The following is a 16,528-nucleotide window of genomic DNA, read 5'->3' as shown; positions in this document are numbered from 1 at the left end:
CATAGTTAGTACTCCACTTCCTGGCTGCGCCGACGAATGGTGGTGACTTCGTCGCGCTGGTTTCCGGTCGGCCCGTGGTAGTTCAGGGCGAACGACTGCTGGGCGTAGCCGCCGATGAGGTGGGAGGGCTTGATCATGATCCGGGTGAGCGCATTGTGGATACCGCCGCGCTTGCCCTTGCCGTTGAACGGCTTACCGGAGGCCGCGCTGTCGTCGGGGCCTTCGATGCGCGGCACGTCCACCGCGCGGTCCTGGGCGTGGTACATGAACACGGTGCCCTCGGGCATCCGGTGGCTGACGATGGCGCGGGCGACGACCACACCGTTGCGGTTGATCGCCTCGATCCAATCGTTGTCGGCCACCCCGATCTTGGCGGCGTCCTTGTCCGACATCCAGATCGTCTGCCCGCCGCGCGAGAGCGTCAGCATGTGCAGGTTGTCCTGGTAGGCGGAGTGGATCGACCACTTCGAATGCGGGGTCAGATAGCGCACCGTCACCCCGCGTTCGCCGACCTCGCCGACGCTCGGCTCCCGGAACAGCGCCGTCATGTCCAGCGGCGGCCGGAAGATCGGCAACTGTTCGCCGAGTTCGATCATCCAGTCGTGGTCGAGGTAGAAGTGCTGGCGTCCGGTGAGGGTGTGCCAGGGCTTGAGCCGTTCGGTATTGATGGTGAACGGGGAGTAGCGGCGGCCACCGGTCTCACTGCCGGACCATTCCGGTGAGGTGATGACGGGCACCGGGCGGGCCTGGGTGTCGGCGAAGGTGATCCGCTTGCCCTCGTGTTCGGCGGCCAAGTCTGCCATCTCGGTGCCGGTGCGCCGTTCCAGCGCCTCGAAGCCCTCCACCGCGAGCCTGCCGTTGGTGGTGCCCGACAGTGCCAGGATCGCCTCGGCGGCGTGGGTGTCCTTGGCCAGCGACGGACGTCCCTGCGCCACCCCGGACACCACCGTGCCGTTCATGCCCGCCAGGTATTCGACCTCCTGATCCGGCAGCGTGGTGACGCCCTTGGTGGTCAGGCCCAGCGTTTCGACCAGCGGCCCGAGCGCGGCCATCTTCTCCGCGATCTTGCTGTAATCGCGTTCGACGACGACCAGCTTCGGCATGGTCTTACCCGGAATCGGTTCGCACTCACCGGCTTTCCAGTCCAGTACACGCCCGCCCGCCTGGGCCATGGCATCGGGCGAATCGTGCTGCAACGGCACCGCGACGATGTCCTTGCGCACGCCCAGATGCTTTTCCGCCATCCAGGAGAAACCGCGCGCGATCCGGTGGAAGGCGTCGAAGTCGGTCTTGGCTTCCCACGGCGGGGAAATCGCGGGGGAGAAGGCGTGCACGAACGGGTGCATATCCGTGCTGGACAGGTCGTGCTTCTCATACCAGGTGGCGGCGGGCAGCACGATATCGGAGAACAGGGTGGTGCTGGTCATCCGGAAGTCCAGCGACAGCAGCAGATCCAGCTTGCCGGTGGGCGCTTCCTCGCGCCAGTTCAGTTCCTGCGGGCGCACGCCGGTGGCGTCGGTGGTTTGCAGGTTGGACCCGCAGCCGAGCAGATGCTTCTGGAAGTACTCGTTGCCCTTACCGGAGGAGCCGAGCAGGTTGGCCCGCCACACGGTGAGCACGCGCGGGAAGTTCTCCGGTGCGTCGGGGTCTTCGCAGGCGAAGTTCAGCTCACCGGATTTCAGGCCGTCCACCACGTGTTCGGCCGGCGACTTGCCCGCCTGCTCGGCCTCATCGGCCAGATCCAGCGGGTTGCGGTCGAAGGTCGGGTAGGTCGGCATCCAGCCGAGACGGCTGGCCAGGGCGATATTGTCGGCGGCCGTGCGGCCCGCGAACCGGCCCTCGCCCAGCGGGGAGGCGAAGGTGTCGGAGGTGAACGGGTCGTAGCGCCACTGATCGTTGGTCAGGTACCAGAACACGGTGCCCTGCATCTGCCGCGGCGGGCGCTGCCAATCGGTCGCGAAGGCCAGCGTCGACCAGCCGGTCACCGGGCGGCACTTCTCCTGGCCGACGTAATGCGCCCAGCCGCCGCCGTTGACGCCCTGGCAGCCGGTGAGCAGCGTCAGGGTGAAGAACGCACGGTAGATCTGATCGGAGTGGAACCAGTGGTTGGTCCCGGCGCCCATCAGGATCATCGAACGGCCGCCGGAACGGTCGGCGTTATCGGCGAATTCGCGGGCGATGCGGGCGGCCTGCTTGGCGGGCACGCCGGTGATCGACTCCTGCCAGGCCGGGGTGTAGGGCTCGGAGGGGTCGTCGAAGCCGGTGGGCCAGCTGCCCGGCAGACCGCTGCGGGCCACGCCGTACTGGGCCAGCAGCAGGTCGAAGACGGTGGTGACGCGCTTGCCCGCGAGGAACATCGTCGGCACGCCGCGGGTCAGCACGTCGGGGGTATCGGTGTCGAAGCGAGGGAACTGCACGGCCGCAGCGTCGTCGGTGCGGCCGTGCAGGGTCAGCAGGGGATCGACGTCCCCGAGGTCGAGGTTCCAGCGGCCGGTGCCGTCTTCGCCGAAGCGGTCGCCGAGAGAACCGTTGGGCACCACCGGATTACCGTCGGCGTCCAGCAGCACGGTGCGGAACTCGGCGGCCTCGGCGTCGCTGCCGAGATCGGCGGAGGTGAGGAACTTGCCGGGAACGAACACGCCGTCGCGTTCGTCGAGGGTGATCAGGTAGGGCAGGTCGGTGTAGCGCTTGATGTAGTCGAGGAAGCGCGGGGTGGACTTCTCGACGAAGAACTCCTTGAGCACCACATGCCCCATGGCCATGGCCAGTGCCGCGTCGGTGCCCGGGCGGGCGGGCACCCATTCGTCGGCGAACTTGGTGTTGTCGGCGTAGTCGGGGGAGACCACCACGACCTTCTGGCCGCGGTAGCGGGCCTCGGTCATGTAGTGCGCGTCCGGGGTCCGGGTCACCGGGACGTTGGAGCCCCACATGATGAGGTAGCCGGCGTCGAACCAGTCGGCCGATTCCGGGACGTCGGTCTGGTCGCCGAACACCTGCGGTGAGGCCACCGGCAGGTCGGCGTACCAGTCGTAGAACGACAGCATGGAGCCGCCGAGCAGCGAGATGAACCGAGCGCCCACCGCATGGCTGACCATCGACATGGCCGGGATGGGCGAGAAGCCGGCCACGCGGTCCGGCCCATACTGCTTGATCGTGTACACGTGTGCGGCGGCAGCGATCTCGGCGGCTTCCCACCATTCCGCGCGCACGAAGCCACCCTTACCGCGAGCGGCCTTGTACGCCGCGGACTTTTCCGGGTCTTCGACGATCTCGCCCCAGGCCAGCACCGGATCCTTCAGGCGCGACTTGGCCTCGCGGTACAGCTCCAGCAAGGTGCCACGCACGTACGGGTAACGGACCCGGGCGGGGGAGTAGGTGTACCAGGAGAACGACGCACCACGCGGGCAGCCGCGCGGCTCGTACTCGGGCTTGTCCGAACCGACCGAGGGGTAGTCGGTCTGCTGCGACTCCCAGGTGATCACACCGTCTTTGACGTAGATCTTCCAGGAACACGAACCGGTGCAGTTGACGCCGTGCGTCGAACGCACCACCTTGTCGTGGGACCAGCGGTCGCGATAGAACTCGTCGGCGCTGCGGCCGCCGGTCTTGTGCAGCGTGCGATGGTCGGCCGATACTTCGCCCTTGTTGAAGTATTTGCCCAGCCGCAGGAGCGCGTCGCCGGCGTCGGGCCGGTGAGCCGAATCGGAGGGCGCGGAACCCTGAGTGCGTGAATTAACCACGACGCCCCCTTCGAGCGGTGAAATCGGGCTGATGTAGCGACTGTAAGGAGGCGGCGAGCGGCGTCCAAACGAATCTCTCACAGCGCGCAGAGCGCCATTGTGAGCTGTGAGGCCGGCGCAACCCGGTCGTCATTCCGCGGGGTACGCCAACCGCCGCGATAGCGGGCGCGACCTGGGGAAACGCCGTCGCAGAGCGGGTTGCCCAGGGCCGCGAGGGGCGGTTTCCGGCGCATCGGTGAAGCTTTGGAAACCACCGCTTCTCGGTCGCTTTACATTTGTTAACACAGCGAAAGTGGCGGGCGCCACTCCTATTCGCGCAGTATTTGCCGGATATCGGACACGATGGCGTTATTCTGCGGCCATGGTCGAGTTCGAGGCACGAATCGAGTCCGCGGTCGGTGGCGGTGCATATGTCGCCGTGCCTGCCGATGTGGTCGACGCGCTCGGTGGCGGCGGACGCATACCGGTGCGCGCCCGCTTCGACCACATCGACTACACCGGGTCGATCGTCTCGATGGGCGCGGGCCCTTGCCTGGGCATGTTGAAGGCGATCCGCAGCGAACTGGGTAAGGAACCCGGCGACCTGGTGACGGTCACCGTCGAACGGGACACCGCCGAACGAACCGTCGACGTCCCCGAGGTTCTTGCTGCCGCCCTCGACGCGGCCGGACTGCGGTCACGGTTCGACGAGCTGTCCTATTCCAGGCGGCGCGACGCGGTGCGCCGGGTCACCGAGGCCAAACGCGAGCAGACCCGGGTCAACCGGATCGACACCATCGTGCGCGATCTGGGCTGATCGACTCCTCGCGCCGCCGCGGTTCGAGAGTCGGGGTTCAGCCTGGTAGCGGCAGGAATTCCACCAGTGCGCCGTCGCGGGCGTCGGCGGGGACGACGACCATCCCGTCGTGTCCGAGCAGCCCACCCAGATGAGCCGTGCGGACCGCGGGCTCGCCGCGCCAGCCGCCCTCGGGGTCGGCGACGGCGGGCACGATGCGGGGGACCGGGCCGGCGATCTCGCTCGCATTGCGCAGCGGACCCAGCAGGGGGCGCGCCGGATGCGCGCCGGTGCGGCCCTGCATCAGCGGCGGGGCGAGTGTGGTGAGCACGGCCACGGCGGCGAACGGGTTGCCGGGGAGCCCGAGAACTGTTGTGCCCGTCCTCAATTCGGCGACCACGGTGGAACCGCCGGGTCGCAGTCGTAGCCGATGCACCAGGATTCGAGCGTCGGCGCGGTTCAGCGCGGCGCGCAGCTGATCGGCGGCACCGGAGCCGGTCGCCCCGACCACCACGAGCAGATCGAAACCGTCGGTGCCGGTGAGGACCTCGTCGAAACCGTGCGGGGTGTCGCGCAGATGGACCCGGTCGACGGTGCGAATGCCGTGACGGGCCAGCAGATCCGGCAGGATCGGGCCGATGGAATCGCGGGTCTGCCCGCCGTGCAACGGGCCTGATGCGCGAATTTCGTCGCCGGTCATGATGATTCGCGCCCGCACCGGACCGCGCACGGCGGCTTCGGGGACCTCCACGGCGGCGGCTGTGGAGATCAGCGCGGGAGTGACCGGGGTGCCTGCCTCGGCGACCAGGGCGCCGCGCTCCAGGTCTTCGCCGCGGCGGCGGATATCCCCACGGACGGGGGTGTCGGGGCGTCGGCGCAGGTAGTGGTCGTCGCCGAGGTCGGCGAACTCGTCGCGCAGCACGGCGGTGGTGCCGTCGGGTACGTGGGCGCCGGTCGCGATGCGTACTGCCTCGCCGGGCAGCAGGCCGACCGGGCGCTGCCCGCCCGCGAAGCCGACATCCGCGCGCAGCCGCCACGGGCCGTCACCGGCGACGGCGTACCCGTCCATGGCCGAGACGTCGAAACGCGGCAGCGGCCCGGCCGCCCGGATCGGCGCCGCCAGCGCCGCACCGGCGACCTCGAACAGTTCGGTGTGGTATGGGGTGAGCCGAGACAGGTTGTTGCGCAAGGTTTCCCGTGCTTGCTCCAGCGTCGAGGGCGGCGGCTGATGGCCCGGGTCCCGTCCCTGGTCGGCCACGGCCCGGGCCGCGCGCACCTCCTCATCGGTGTCGCAGTCGGTGATGCCGTTCAACCGCACCATCACCGTGTCGTCGGGAACCAGCGCCTTCATCGGCTGATTGACCAGCGAGTCGAGCCGACTCAGCCGGGCGGTCAGCGCATCGCGGCGCCACACCCCGATCAGGTACTGCGGGCGACCGGACTCGTCGGCCGCGAAGACCGCATCGGCCCCGGACTGGTCGCTGCGGCGCAGCAGATCGGCCACCGCCCACTCGGTCAGAAACGGCAGATCCGCGGCCAGCACCACCACGCGCGGTGCGACCTCGGCACCGAGCGCGCGCAGTCCGGCACCGATCGCGGCGACCGGCCCCGCGCCCGGCGGGACCTCACGCACCTGGTGGACGGCCGGATCCAATTCCGGCCGATGCGGGCCGACGACCACCGTCTGCACGCATCCGGCGACCGCGTTGAGCGCGACATTGAGCATCGACCGCCCCCCGATGACGATCGCCGGCTTGTCGACACCACCCATCCGGCTCGCCCGGCCCCCGGCGAGCACGATCGCATCGGCGGCCGTCACAGGCCGCGGCCCTCGCTGTGGTTCGACATGGGTCCATGCTAGTTCGGCGACCGGCGGTCACCGTGCGGCCCGCCGGGCACCGATCAGAGCGTCGAACTGTCGTAGACCGGCGGCAGCAGGCAGAACTCGTTGGTTTCCGGGTCGGCGAGCGGCAGGCCCGGCTCGGCCCCGCGCGGTTCGATCGTGCGGGCACCGGCGGCTCGCAGCCTGTCGACCTCGGCGGCCGGATCGTCGGTGGGAAAGGCCGCCACGTCCAGACGGAGGCGGTTACGACCGGTCTTCGATTCGGTGGTGCGCACGAGCTCCAGCCACGAACCGAGCCCGGTTGGTGAGCGCAGACCCGTCACCGGCGGGCCGCCGCGCGCGACCGGCCAGCCGGAGGCGGCGGACCAGAACCGGGCCAAGCGTTGCGGATCATTCGTATCGATGACGATGGCCGCCACCGCGCCGGTGTCCACATACTCCTCGCGCGGCTCGAGCACACAGAATTCGTTGCCCTCGGGGTCGGCGAGCACCGTCCAGGGCACCTCGCCCTGCCCGATGTCCACCGGCCGGGCGCCCAGCGCGAGGGCGCGATCGACCTGCATGCGCTGATGATCGGTGGACCGGCTGGCCACATCGAGATGGATCCGGTTCTTGCCGGTTTTGGCCCCGGCCGCGGGGATGAAGGTCAATGCGAGGTCGGAGCCCGCGGCATCCGGCCCGGCCACATCGACTTCGCCCGGCCGGTCCAGCGTCACCGTCCAGCCGAGCAGTCGCGCCCAGAAATCCGCCACCATACGTGGCTGGTCCGCATCGAACACCACACACGCCAGACGGGTGGTCATAGGTCCACGGTAGCGGCAGATCCGGTCGACGGGGGCGGATTGCGTGTTACCCCGGGTACTAGGGGTGTCGCACGGTCAGGCGAGGTCGTCCTGGAAGGGGAAGCGGGCGGCCCGCAGATCCACCCGCCCGTCGCGCACCGGGACGCCCTCGGCCGCGAGCAACCGCAGCTGCTTGTCGGCCAGATGTGCGGCCGGGCGGCCCGACGCACCGAGGACCCGATGCCAGGGCAGGTCGGCGGAATCGGTGCGCATGATCCAGCCGACGGTGCGCGGCGTGGACAGGCCCGCCGCCGCGGCGATATCGCCATAGGTGGCCACCCGGCCGCGCGGGATCGAGGCGACCAGCTCGCGGACGCGTTCGATCTCGGCGTCGGTGGTCGGCATCAGAGCACGGAACGGATGAGCGCGGCGGTCTCGGCGGGCATGGCCTGGGCGACCATGTGGTCGCAATCCCATTCGTGCACGGTCAGATTCGGGCCCATATGCTCGGTGATCGCCTCCCGGAACTCCGGGGTGACGAACGGCGGGTCGACCTTCATGGCCTGTACCAGCACCGTCGGCAGATCCTCGGGTGGCAGCACATAGTGGCGGGCCAGCTGGCCCCAGTAGGAGTTGATCGCGGGCAGGCTCATCCGCCAGCCCACCCGCCCGTTCGCGGTGGGCATCAGGTGCTCGTCGAGTTCGGCCTGCAACAGCTCGGGGGCGACGTCACCCCAGCCGGTGTGCAGTTTGTCCATCCGGGCCTGCTCGACGTCGTCGTAGTCCTGGGAGGCGAGCGTCGACATGGCGATCTCGTGCAGCCGCGTCGGGTCCAGTGCGATGGCCGGGTCGAGCAGCACCAGGTTGCGGGCCAGTTGCGGATGGTTGCGCGCCAGATGCAGGGCGCAGGCGCCGCCGAACGAATGCGCGACCAGCACCACCGGCTCGTCGGTCTCCTCGGCCAGCAGCTCCACCAAATCCTGCACGATCGTCTCGAAATTCCACGGCGGGAGCGAGGTGGAGCGACCGTGACCGCGCAGGTCGGGCGCGACGATGCGGACATCGGGCAGGAACCGTTCGGCCAGGTCGGCCCAGCGCCTGCCGTGACCGGTCACCCCGTGCAGGGCGAGTACCACGGGCCCGGTGCGGGGGCCGAAACGGTGAACGTGGAGTGGGGACACGGTGACATTTTGACGGTTGACCGAATCGGCTGCAGCACCAGGCGGCGCGGCGCCGGCCCCGGGAGTGTCGGCCTCGTCTGTTGCAATAGCCCCCGTGGTGCGATCGGATAACGCCGTGCGGCTGGTTCGCCGGAAAGTGGCGGCGCCCCGACCAAGGGTCTGGGGCGCCGACGTCCGCGCGCTGTTCACCACCGCCGCCGACCCGGGCACCGTCCGCCCCGGCACGGGGATGTGGCAGGTACTCGGCGGCCCAGGGACCGGTAAAACCGCGCTGCTGGTCGACCTGGCCGCCGACCGCATCGCCGCCGGAGCCGACCCGGAATCCGTGCTGTTGCTCACCCACTCCAAGAACGCGGCCGCCGTGGTGCGCGATGCGATCACCGCGCGGTTGTCGGCGCCGGTCGAGACCGTGCCGGACGAGCGCTTCGTACCCGAGGAACCCCGGCCGGACGATCTGTTCGAACCGCCGCCGGACCCGGAGGCGCCCTGGGATGAGGCGGGGCTGTTCTCGCTCGATGAGCTGGACGCGGCTCTGGATCCTGCTGATGACGGCCGGCAGGACGAGCCGATCGGTCCGGATTCCGGCACCCGGTCCACGCGAGCGTCGTCGACCGCGCGGGCCGGCGAGCCCGCGGATTCAGCACATACAGCCGGGTCCGGGCCGGCGGGCGATTCGCGCGAAGGGGATCCGGCTGCCGCACCCGGCGCGGACGGGCCGCACTTCGTCGGCGTTCCCGGTGCGACGCGGGAACCGCTGGTGCGCACGATCCACTCCTACGCCTTCGCCGTCCTGCGCCGCCACGCCGTCGCGCAGGGTAATCCGCCGCCGCGGTTGCTGACCGGGTCGGAGCAGGATGCGGTGCTGCGGGAGATGCTGCGCGGGGACCTGATCGATATCGCCGAGGGCGCGACGCACCTGTGGCCGCAGCGGCTGCATCCCGCGCTCGGGCTGGCCGGGTTCGCCGATCAGCTGCGCGATCTGATGTTGCGGGCCACCGAGCGGGGTTTGGGGCCGGAGGATCTGATTCGGCTCGGCCGGGAGCGGGACAAGCCCGAATGGGTGGCGGCGGGGCGGTTCGCGGCGCGGTACGAGCAGGCGATGCTGCTGCGCTGGTCGGTGGGTGTGGCGGCACCGGAGGCGTCGGCGCCCGCGCTCAATGCGGCCGAACTGGTCGGGGCGGCCTTGGACGCCTTGGCCACCGATACGGAGCTGTTGGCCGCCGAGCGGGACCGGTTGCGGTACCTGCTGGTCGACGACGCTCAGCATCTGGATCCCCAGGCCGCGATGCTGGTACGGGTGCTGAGTGCGGGCGCCGCCGTCACCGTGGTCGCCGGTGATCCCGACCAGGGTGTGTTCGCCTTCCGCGGCGCGGATTCCCGCTTCCTGCTCGACCTCGACGTGCCGGACGACCGCCGCATCGTCTTGCGCGAGAACCATCGCTCGGTGCCCGCGGTGCGGCTGGCGGTGGCCCGGGTCGCGGCCCGGTTGCCCGGCAGCGCCCCGCAGCGCCCGAAGGTGGATGGTCAGGGATCCAGCGCAGGCGACGCCGACGTCCGTGTCCGAGTGCTCGCCACCCCGGCCAAGGAGGCGGCGCTGATCGCCGACCATCTGCGTCGCGCGCACCTCACCGAGGGCGTGCCGTGGTCGCGGATGGCGGTGGTGGTGCGCTCGGTGCCGCTGTCGCTGCCGCCGCTGCGGCGCGCCCTGCTGGCCGCCGGCGTCCCGGTGCGTCAGCCCGCCCTGGACACGCCCTTGGCGCGCCGGCGTGGTGCGGCCTGGATGCTGTCGTCGCTACGCGCGATCCTCGCCTCGGAAGCGGCGGCGAGCACCGATCCCGCGGCGACCCCGCACCGCCACGAAGCACTCTTCACCCCCGACGACGCCCTCGACCTGCTCTCCGGCCCCCTCGGCGCCGCCGACCAGATCGCCCTGCGCCGCCTACGCCGCGGCATCCGCCGCACGGCCATCGGCCTGGAACGCAGCGCGGCCCGGCACGGCGACAGCCCGTCGCCAACGGCCATCGAAACCCCTTTCGCCCCTGCCGATCCCAGACCCGAGCCCGACGAACTACCCCCGCCACCAGACCCCACCGACGCAGACCTCCTCACCCCGGCCGACCCTCTGGAACCACCCGACCTACTCCCGCCGGACCCGGTGGACGCCGACATCACCCCCGAGTGGACGATCGAACAGGCTTCTCGCCTCTCGGCCGACGCCGACTGGTACGGCGTAGATCCCGATCCGTTCGACCGCGAGGAAGATCGATACGGACTCATTGCGAATGCGTTCGACGACGCCGACGACCGTTCACCCGCTGACGCCGCAGCCGACGACCCAGGCCACGACGTCGCGTCCGGTAGCGCCGCGACGGACCCGCCCGGCATCGCTGCTACAGGGACATTCGACCAGGAAGACGCTACGATCGCCCGTCGCGGTCCGATCTCCGGCGATCCGACCGCCGAGTCTCCTGGCGACCCGCCGCCGGGAACGTCGCGCAGAGACGGCGCGTCACCCTCCGAACAGTCCTCCGCCGAAGTCCTCCGCGACCTGCTGCTCGGCGTCGGCGACGCACGAATCCCGGCCGGGCTCACCGAGGTCGAATCCGCTCCGTTGCGGCGTGCGCTGGCGGCGCTGGATCGGGCGCGGAAGGTCCGGCGGCGGGGTGGTGGGCTCGAGGATGTGTTGTGGGCGTTGTGGACCGGGTCGCGGTTGGAGCGGCGGTGGGTGGCGCAGTCCGAGCGGGGTGGGGCCGCCGGTGCGCAGGCCGATCGGGATCTGGATGCGGCGGTGGCGCTGTTCGACGCCGCCGCGGCCTACGTCGACCGGCTGCCGCGCGCCGGCATCGAGGGATTCGTGGAATACCTTCTGCATCAGGAGATTCCGCACGATACGTCGGTGCGCACCAGTCCGGTCGAGGCCGTCGAGCTGCTCAGCGCGCATGCCGCCGCGGGCCGGGAATGGGACGTGGTCGCCGTCGCGGGGGTGCAGGAGGGGATCTGGCCGGATCCGCGGCCGCGCGGAACGCTGTTACATACCGAGGACTTGGTCGATGTCGCCGCGGGCGTGCTCACCGACGGCGAACGGATGAGCCGGGCGGCGCCGATCCTGGCCGAGGAGCGCAGGCTGCTGCTGGTGGCGTGCAGCCGGGCCCGCCGATCGCTGCTGGTCACCGCGGTGGAATCGGTGACCGGCGACCGGGATCTGGTGCCGTCGCGGTTCCTCGCCGAACTGCTCGGCCACGACGACGACGGCGAACCCGGCGCCCTGCCGATCGCCGATCCGGGCCGTTCGCTGGTGATGGGTTCCCTGGTGGCCGAATTGCGCGGGGTGGTCTGCGATCCCGAGGCCGACCCGCAGCGCAGGCGCCGCGCTGCTCGGCATCTCGCCCGGCTCGCGGACGCCGGTGTGCGCGGCACCGCCCCCGACGACTGGTACGGCACCGCCGAACTCAGCACCGAGCGCCCGCTGTGGGACGACGACGAATCCGCCGTCGCCCTCTCCCCGTCGACGGTCGAACTCTTGCGCACCTGCCCGCTGCGCTGGGCGCTGGAACGGCACGGCGGCACCGACGGCGACAATCCGCACGCGGTCAAGGGCAATCTCGTGCACACGCTGGTCCAGGCCCTGGCCGGCAAAGTGCCCACCAATCAGGTGCGCGCCGCGCTGCAAGCGGTCTGGCAGTCGGTCGAGACCGATCAGGGCTGGCATTCCCGGCAGGAACGCCGGCGCACCGAAGCGATGCTGGAAACCTTTCTGGCCTGGGTGGACAACACCCGCGGCGAACTCACCCAGGTCGGTATCGAGGTGCCGGTGGACTGTGTGCTGCCGGCCCGTTCCGAGGACGAACCGCCGGTGCGCATCCGCGGCCGTGTCGACCGCCTCGAACGCGACGCCCAGGGCCGCTTCGTCATCGTCGATGTGAAGACCGGCAAGAATCCCGTCTCCGTCAAGGCCGCCGAGGATCACGCCCAGCTGGCCACCTACCAGGTCGCCGCCGCGTTCGGCGCGCTCGACGCCCTGTCCGGTGATTCCGGCAGTGCGCCAAGTGATCCCGGCGACGCTTCAGCGGGCACGAACGTGACTGATACCGATGTCGACAACTCTGGCAGCACCGAGGAGCAAGCCGCCCACGACCCCAGCGACCCGCTCGACCTCGGCGAACCCGGTGGCGCCCGCCTCGTCTACGTCGCCAAACCGAACACCCGTGACGGCGCCACCCAACGAACCCAGAAACCCCTCGACACCGACGCCCTGCACATCTGGCGCGGCACCATCCACGACGCCGCGGCCGCCACCAAGGGCCCCAGCTACCTCGCCATGCGCAATGACGGCTGCCGGCACTGCGCGGTCGCGAGCAGCTGCCCGGTCCAGGACACCGGACGCCAGGTGACCGACGAATGAGTGCGCGGGTCACGCCCTGGCAGCTCGCCGAGGCCCTCGGCCTGCCCCCACCGACCGATGAGCAGGCCGCGGTGATCGCCGCACCGCCCGGTCCGACGCTGGTGGTGGCAGGCGCGGGTGCCGGGAAGACCGAGACGATGGCCGCGCGTGTGGTGTGGATGGTCGCCAACCGCCTGGTGCTGCCCGATGAGGTGCTCGGCCTGACCTTCACCCGCAAAGCCGCCCAGCAGTTGACCACCCGCATCCGTACCCGCCTGGCCCGGCTCGCCGGCGCGCCGCTGCTGCGCGAACTCGACCCGTCCGGCGGCTTGCGGGCCGCGCTGACCGGCGCCGAACCGGAGATCAGCACCTACCACTCGTATGCGGGCAGGCTGCTGACCGAACACGGTCTGCTGCTGCCGGTGGAGCCGTCGGCGACGCTGCTCACCGAAACCCAGTTGTGGCAGCTGGCCCATCAGGTGGTGCGCACCTGGGACGGCGATCTGGATACCGAACGCACCCCAGTGTCTGTTACCGAGGCGGTGCTCGCGCTGTCGGGTCAGCTGGCCGAACATCTGGTGGAGCCGGAGGAATTGGCCGAGGCGCACACCGAACTGGAGAAGCTGGTGCACACCCTGCCCGCGGGTCCGCGCCAGCGCGGCGGGCCGAGCCAGGAGCTGCTGAAGATCCTGAAGGTGCAGCGGGAGCGGGTGGCGTTGCTGCCGCTGGTTCGTCAGTTGAGTGAGGCGTTGCGGCGGCGTGGCGCTTTGGATTTCGGTGCGCAGATGTCGCTGGCCGCGCGGCTGGCCGACGAGCACGCCGAGGTCGGCGCCGCCGAACGCGCCCGGTTCCGGCTGGTGCTGCTCGACGAATATCAGGACACCGGCCACGCCCAGCGCATCCTGCTGGCCGCCCTGTTCGGCGGCACCGGCTCCGGTGAGCGTCCTGCCGTGACGGCGGTGGGCGACCCCATGCAGTCCATCTACGGCTGGCGCGGCGCCTCCGCGGCCAACCTGCCGCGCTTCGCCACCGACTTCCCCGCCGCGCCCGGCGTGCCCGCGCCGACGCTGTCGCTGTTGACCAGCTGGCGCAACCCGCCCGAGGCACTGGCGCTGGCCAACCTGGTCGCGGACCCGTTGCGCCGCAAGGCGATCGAGGGCGGCGGCGTCACCGTCGACGCGCTGCGCGCCAAACCCGCCGCCGAAGCCGGCACGGTGGCCTTCGCCCTCACCGACACCGTCGCCGCCGAGCGCGAGTGGTTCGCCACCCGGATCGCGGCCGACTGGCAGGCCCGCCACGACGCGGGCGAACAGCCGCCCACTTCGGCGGTGCTGGTGCGCCGCAACGCCGATGCCGCACCCATCGCCGAAGCGCTGCGTGAGCAGGGGCTGCCGGTGGAGATCGTCGGCCTCGGCGGTCTGCTGGCCACACCCGAGGTCGCCGATGTCGTCGCCACCTTGCGGTTGATCGCCGAACCGGGCGCCGGTGGCGCGGCGGTGCGCATCCTCACCGGCGCGCGCTGGCGCATCGGCGTCGCCGACCTGTCGGCGCTGTCGCGCCGGGCGCGTGAGCTGTCGATCGCCCGCGGCACCGCCTCGACCGGCGATATCAGCGACGGCGCGGCCCTGGCCGTCGCCCTGCGCGAGGTCGCGCCGGAACCGGCCGAACAGGCCGGGCTCGCCGACGCCATCGCCGATCCCGGTCCGGCCGAACAGTATTCGCCCGACGGCTACCGGCGCATCGTCGCGCTCGGTCGCGAACTGGCCGCCCTGCGCGAACGCAGCGGTCAGCCGTTGACCGAACTGGTGGCCGATGTGGAACGCACCATCGGCGTCGGCGTGGAAACCCAGGCCCGGCGCGCCATGTCCGGTGCCGGCGCCGGTCGCGAACATCTGGATGCGTTCGCGGAGGTGGTCGCGGGCTACGCCGGTGACTCCGGCGCCTCGCTCAGCGGACTACTCGCCTTCCTGACCGCCGCCGAATCGGTGGAGAACGGCCTGGAACCGGGGGAGGTGGAGGTCGCCAAGGACCGTGTGCAGGTGCTGACGGTGCACGCGGCCAAAGGATTGGAATGGGAGATCGTCGCCGTGCCACACGTGGTGCGAGATGTGTTCCCCTCGGGCAAGGCCAGTGGCAGCTGGCTCGGCGCGCTCGCCGAACTGCCCACCTCCTTGCGCGGCGACCGCGCCCGCGATGACGACGGCGCCGACGGCGTCCCGGTGCTGGATCTGACCGACCTCTACGACCGCGCCGATCTGGACCGCGCCATCAAGGAGCACAAGGCCGCCCTGGACCGTCGCCGCCTCGACGAGGACCGCAGGCTGTTCTACGTCGCGCTCACCAGAACCGAGCGGATGCTGCTGGTTTCGGGCCACTACTGGTCCGATTCGAGTCCCTCGGTCAAGGGCCCCTCGGAATTCCTGCTGGAACTGAAGCAGGCGATCGAAGACCCCGTAAGCCCCGCTCACGGCGCCGCTGACGTGGACCGCTGGGACGATCCGCCGGAACCCGACGCGGTCAACCCGTTCACCGACAACCCGCCCACCGCGCACTGGCCGCGCGATCCCCTTGGCCGCCGCCGCGCGCCGATCGAAGAGGGCGCACAGCTGGTGCGCGCCGCGATGGCGGAACTGACGGCCCACCCGGACACCCCCGACGACGAGGACGATCCCGACGGCTGGGCCGCCGATGTGGAAGCCCTGCTCGCCGAACACCACAGCGCCACCGGCGTCGCCGAAGAAGTGGAACTGCCCAGCCGCCTGCCCGCGACGGCACTGGTCGAGTTGCGCGCCGATCCGGCCCGGCTCGCCGCACGGCTGCGTCGTCCGCTGCCGTATCCACCGAACCCGCTGGCCCGTCGCGGCACCGCCTTCCACGCCTGGGTGCAGCGCTGGTTCGCCGCCGAAGGGCTGCTCGGCCTGGACGAACTACCCGGCGCCGCCGACACCGCCGACGGTGCCGACGCGGAACTGGCGCGCATGCAAGAGGCGTTCCTGTCCTCGCGCTGGGCACACCGCAGCCCCATCGAGGTGGAAGTGCCGTTCGAAACCACCATCGCGGGCACGGTGATCCGCGGCCGGATGGACGCGGTCTTCGCCGAACCGGACGGACGCTGGACCGTCGTGGACTGGAAGACCGGCGCCGAACCCGATGCCGCCGACGAACCCGCGGTGGCGGTGCAGCTGGCCGTCTATCGGCTGGCCTGGGCCCGGTTGATGGCCGCCCGCACCGGCGCCGACCCCGACGAGCTGCTCGACCGGATCGGCGCCGCGTTCCACTATGTGCGCAGCGGCCGCACCGTCGCCCCGGTCGATCTGCCGGGCGCGAACGAGCTGACCGAGCTGATCAGCTCCGCGGCGCCCGACGGCTGACCGACAGCGCCGTGGTGATCATCGGAATCTGCAGCGGCAGCCGCAGCACCGAGACCAGCTTCACCGGCCACGCGGTCTTCGAGTTGCTCAGCGAGTCCACCGCGAACTGCACGTTCGCCGGGAAGACCGCGACGAACAGGGCGGCGGCCAGCTTGCCGCCGAGGCTGCGGGTGCGCGGCACCGCGAGCGCGGTGGCCACGCCGATCTCGGCCATCCCGGAGGCATAGGTGTAGCTGCGCGCGCGGCCGGGCAACTTGGGCGGCACGATCGAATCGAACGGCTTGGGCACCAGGAAATGCAGCACACCCATCCCGAACAGCGCCGCGGCCATGAGCAGCGCCGGCTTGCGGCTGGTATCGGGTGCGGTGGACTCGGAAACCTCCATGCCGCCCACTCTAAGCGGGCGCTCGCCGCCGCCACAGCCCCACCTCGTCGCGTCGAGGCGCTCGACCGGT

At 70.8% G+C, this 16,528-nt stretch carries 9 protein-coding genes; 3 read left to right on the top strand and 6 right to left on the bottom strand.

The window, feature by feature from the left end; translation table 11 throughout:
• Nucleotides 1-5: 5 nt before the first annotated feature.
• Nucleotides 6-3,740: a nitrate reductase subunit alpha gene (locus tag NOCYR_RS21345; RefSeq protein ID WP_014352483.1), complete on the bottom strand. Its 3,735-nt coding sequence runs from the start codon at nucleotides 3,738-3,740 to the stop codon at nucleotides 6-8.
• A 361-nt stretch (nucleotides 3,741-4,101) separates the two neighbouring features.
• On the opposite strand from NOCYR_RS21345, the gene NOCYR_RS21340 reads away from it, so the two are divergent.
• Nucleotides 4,102-4,536 carry a YdeI/OmpD-associated family protein gene (locus NOCYR_RS21340; protein ID WP_014352482.1) on the top strand — a complete coding sequence of 145 codons (435 nt, stop codon included), beginning with the start codon at nucleotides 4,102-4,104 and terminating at the stop codon, nucleotides 4,534-4,536.
• Between the two features lie 37 nt (nucleotides 4,537-4,573).
• Here the strand turns inward: NOCYR_RS21340 and NOCYR_RS21335 are convergent, their stop codons facing one another.
• The 4 genes from NOCYR_RS21335 to NOCYR_RS21320 form a co-directional block, all read right to left on the bottom strand.
• A complete protein-coding gene (locus tag NOCYR_RS21335) occupies nucleotides 4,574-6,334 on the bottom strand; it encodes an NTP transferase domain-containing protein (protein ID WP_014352481.1) in 1,761 nt (586 codons plus the stop codon).
• A gap of 83 nt (nucleotides 6,335-6,417) precedes the next feature.
• Nucleotides 6,418-7,161 carry a VOC family protein gene (locus NOCYR_RS21330; RefSeq protein ID WP_014352480.1) on the bottom strand — a complete coding sequence of 248 codons (744 nt, stop codon included), beginning with the start codon at nucleotides 7,159-7,161 and terminating at the stop codon, nucleotides 6,418-6,420.
• Nucleotides 7,162-7,236: 75 nt separating this feature from the next.
• Nucleotides 7,237-7,545, bottom strand: a complete 309-nt coding sequence (locus NOCYR_RS21325; protein WP_014352479.1) for an MGMT family protein — start codon at nucleotides 7,543-7,545, stop codon at nucleotides 7,237-7,239.
• A complete protein-coding gene (locus NOCYR_RS21320; protein ID WP_048833589.1) occupies nucleotides 7,545-8,321 on the bottom strand; it encodes an alpha/beta fold hydrolase in 777 nt (258 codons plus the stop codon). The genes NOCYR_RS21325 and NOCYR_RS21320 overlap by 1 nt, the downstream gene beginning before the upstream one ends.
• 94 nt (nucleotides 8,322-8,415) lie before the next feature.
• On the opposite strand from NOCYR_RS21320, the gene NOCYR_RS21315 reads away from it, so the two are divergent.
• Both NOCYR_RS21315 and NOCYR_RS21310 read left to right on the top strand, forming a co-directional pair.
• Nucleotides 8,416-12,723: a PD-(D/E)XK nuclease family protein gene (locus NOCYR_RS21315; RefSeq protein WP_148280713.1), complete on the top strand. Its 4,308-nt coding sequence runs from the start codon at nucleotides 8,416-8,418 to the stop codon at nucleotides 12,721-12,723.
• A complete protein-coding gene (locus tag NOCYR_RS21310; RefSeq protein WP_014352476.1) occupies nucleotides 12,720-16,073 on the top strand; it encodes an ATP-dependent helicase in 3,354 nt (1,117 codons plus the stop codon). Before NOCYR_RS21315 ends, NOCYR_RS21310 begins: the two co-directional genes overlap by 4 nt.
• Here the strand turns inward: NOCYR_RS21310 and NOCYR_RS21305 are convergent.
• Nucleotides 16,048-16,458, bottom strand: coding sequence for a membrane protein (locus NOCYR_RS21305; protein ID WP_014352475.1), 411 nt, complete (start codon nucleotides 16,456-16,458; stop codon nucleotides 16,048-16,050). The genes NOCYR_RS21310 and NOCYR_RS21305 overlap by 26 nt on opposite strands.
• Nucleotides 16,459-16,528: the final 70 nt, after the last annotated feature.

Origin of the sequence: Nocardia cyriacigeorgica GUH-2 (assembly GCF_000284035.1) — a bacterium.
GTDB classification, from domain to species: Bacteria; Actinomycetota; Actinomycetes; order Mycobacteriales; family Mycobacteriaceae; genus Nocardia; species Nocardia cyriacigeorgica_B.
The sequence above is the reverse complement of the archived record's forward strand: the minus strand, read 5'-3'. Positions and strand labels throughout refer to the sequence as shown.

Coding starts and splice junctions, on each gene's coding strand:
- NOCYR_RS21340 (WP_014352482.1), top strand. CDS start 4,102: ATGGTCGAGTTCGAGGCACGAATCGAGTCCGCGGTCGGTGGCGGTGCA.
- NOCYR_RS21330 (WP_014352480.1), bottom strand. CDS start 7,161: ATGACCACCCGTCTGGCGTGTGTGGTGTTCGATGCGGACCAGCCACGT.
- NOCYR_RS21325 (WP_014352479.1), bottom strand. CDS start 7,545: ATGCCGACCACCGACGCCGAGATCGAACGCGTCCGCGAGCTGGTCGCC.
- NOCYR_RS21310 (WP_014352476.1), top strand. CDS start 12,720: ATGAGTGCGCGGGTCACGCCCTGGCAGCTCGCCGAGGCCCTCGGCCTG.
- NOCYR_RS21305 (WP_014352475.1), bottom strand. CDS start 16,458: ATGGAGGTTTCCGAGTCCACCGCACCCGATACCAGCCGCAAGCCGGCG.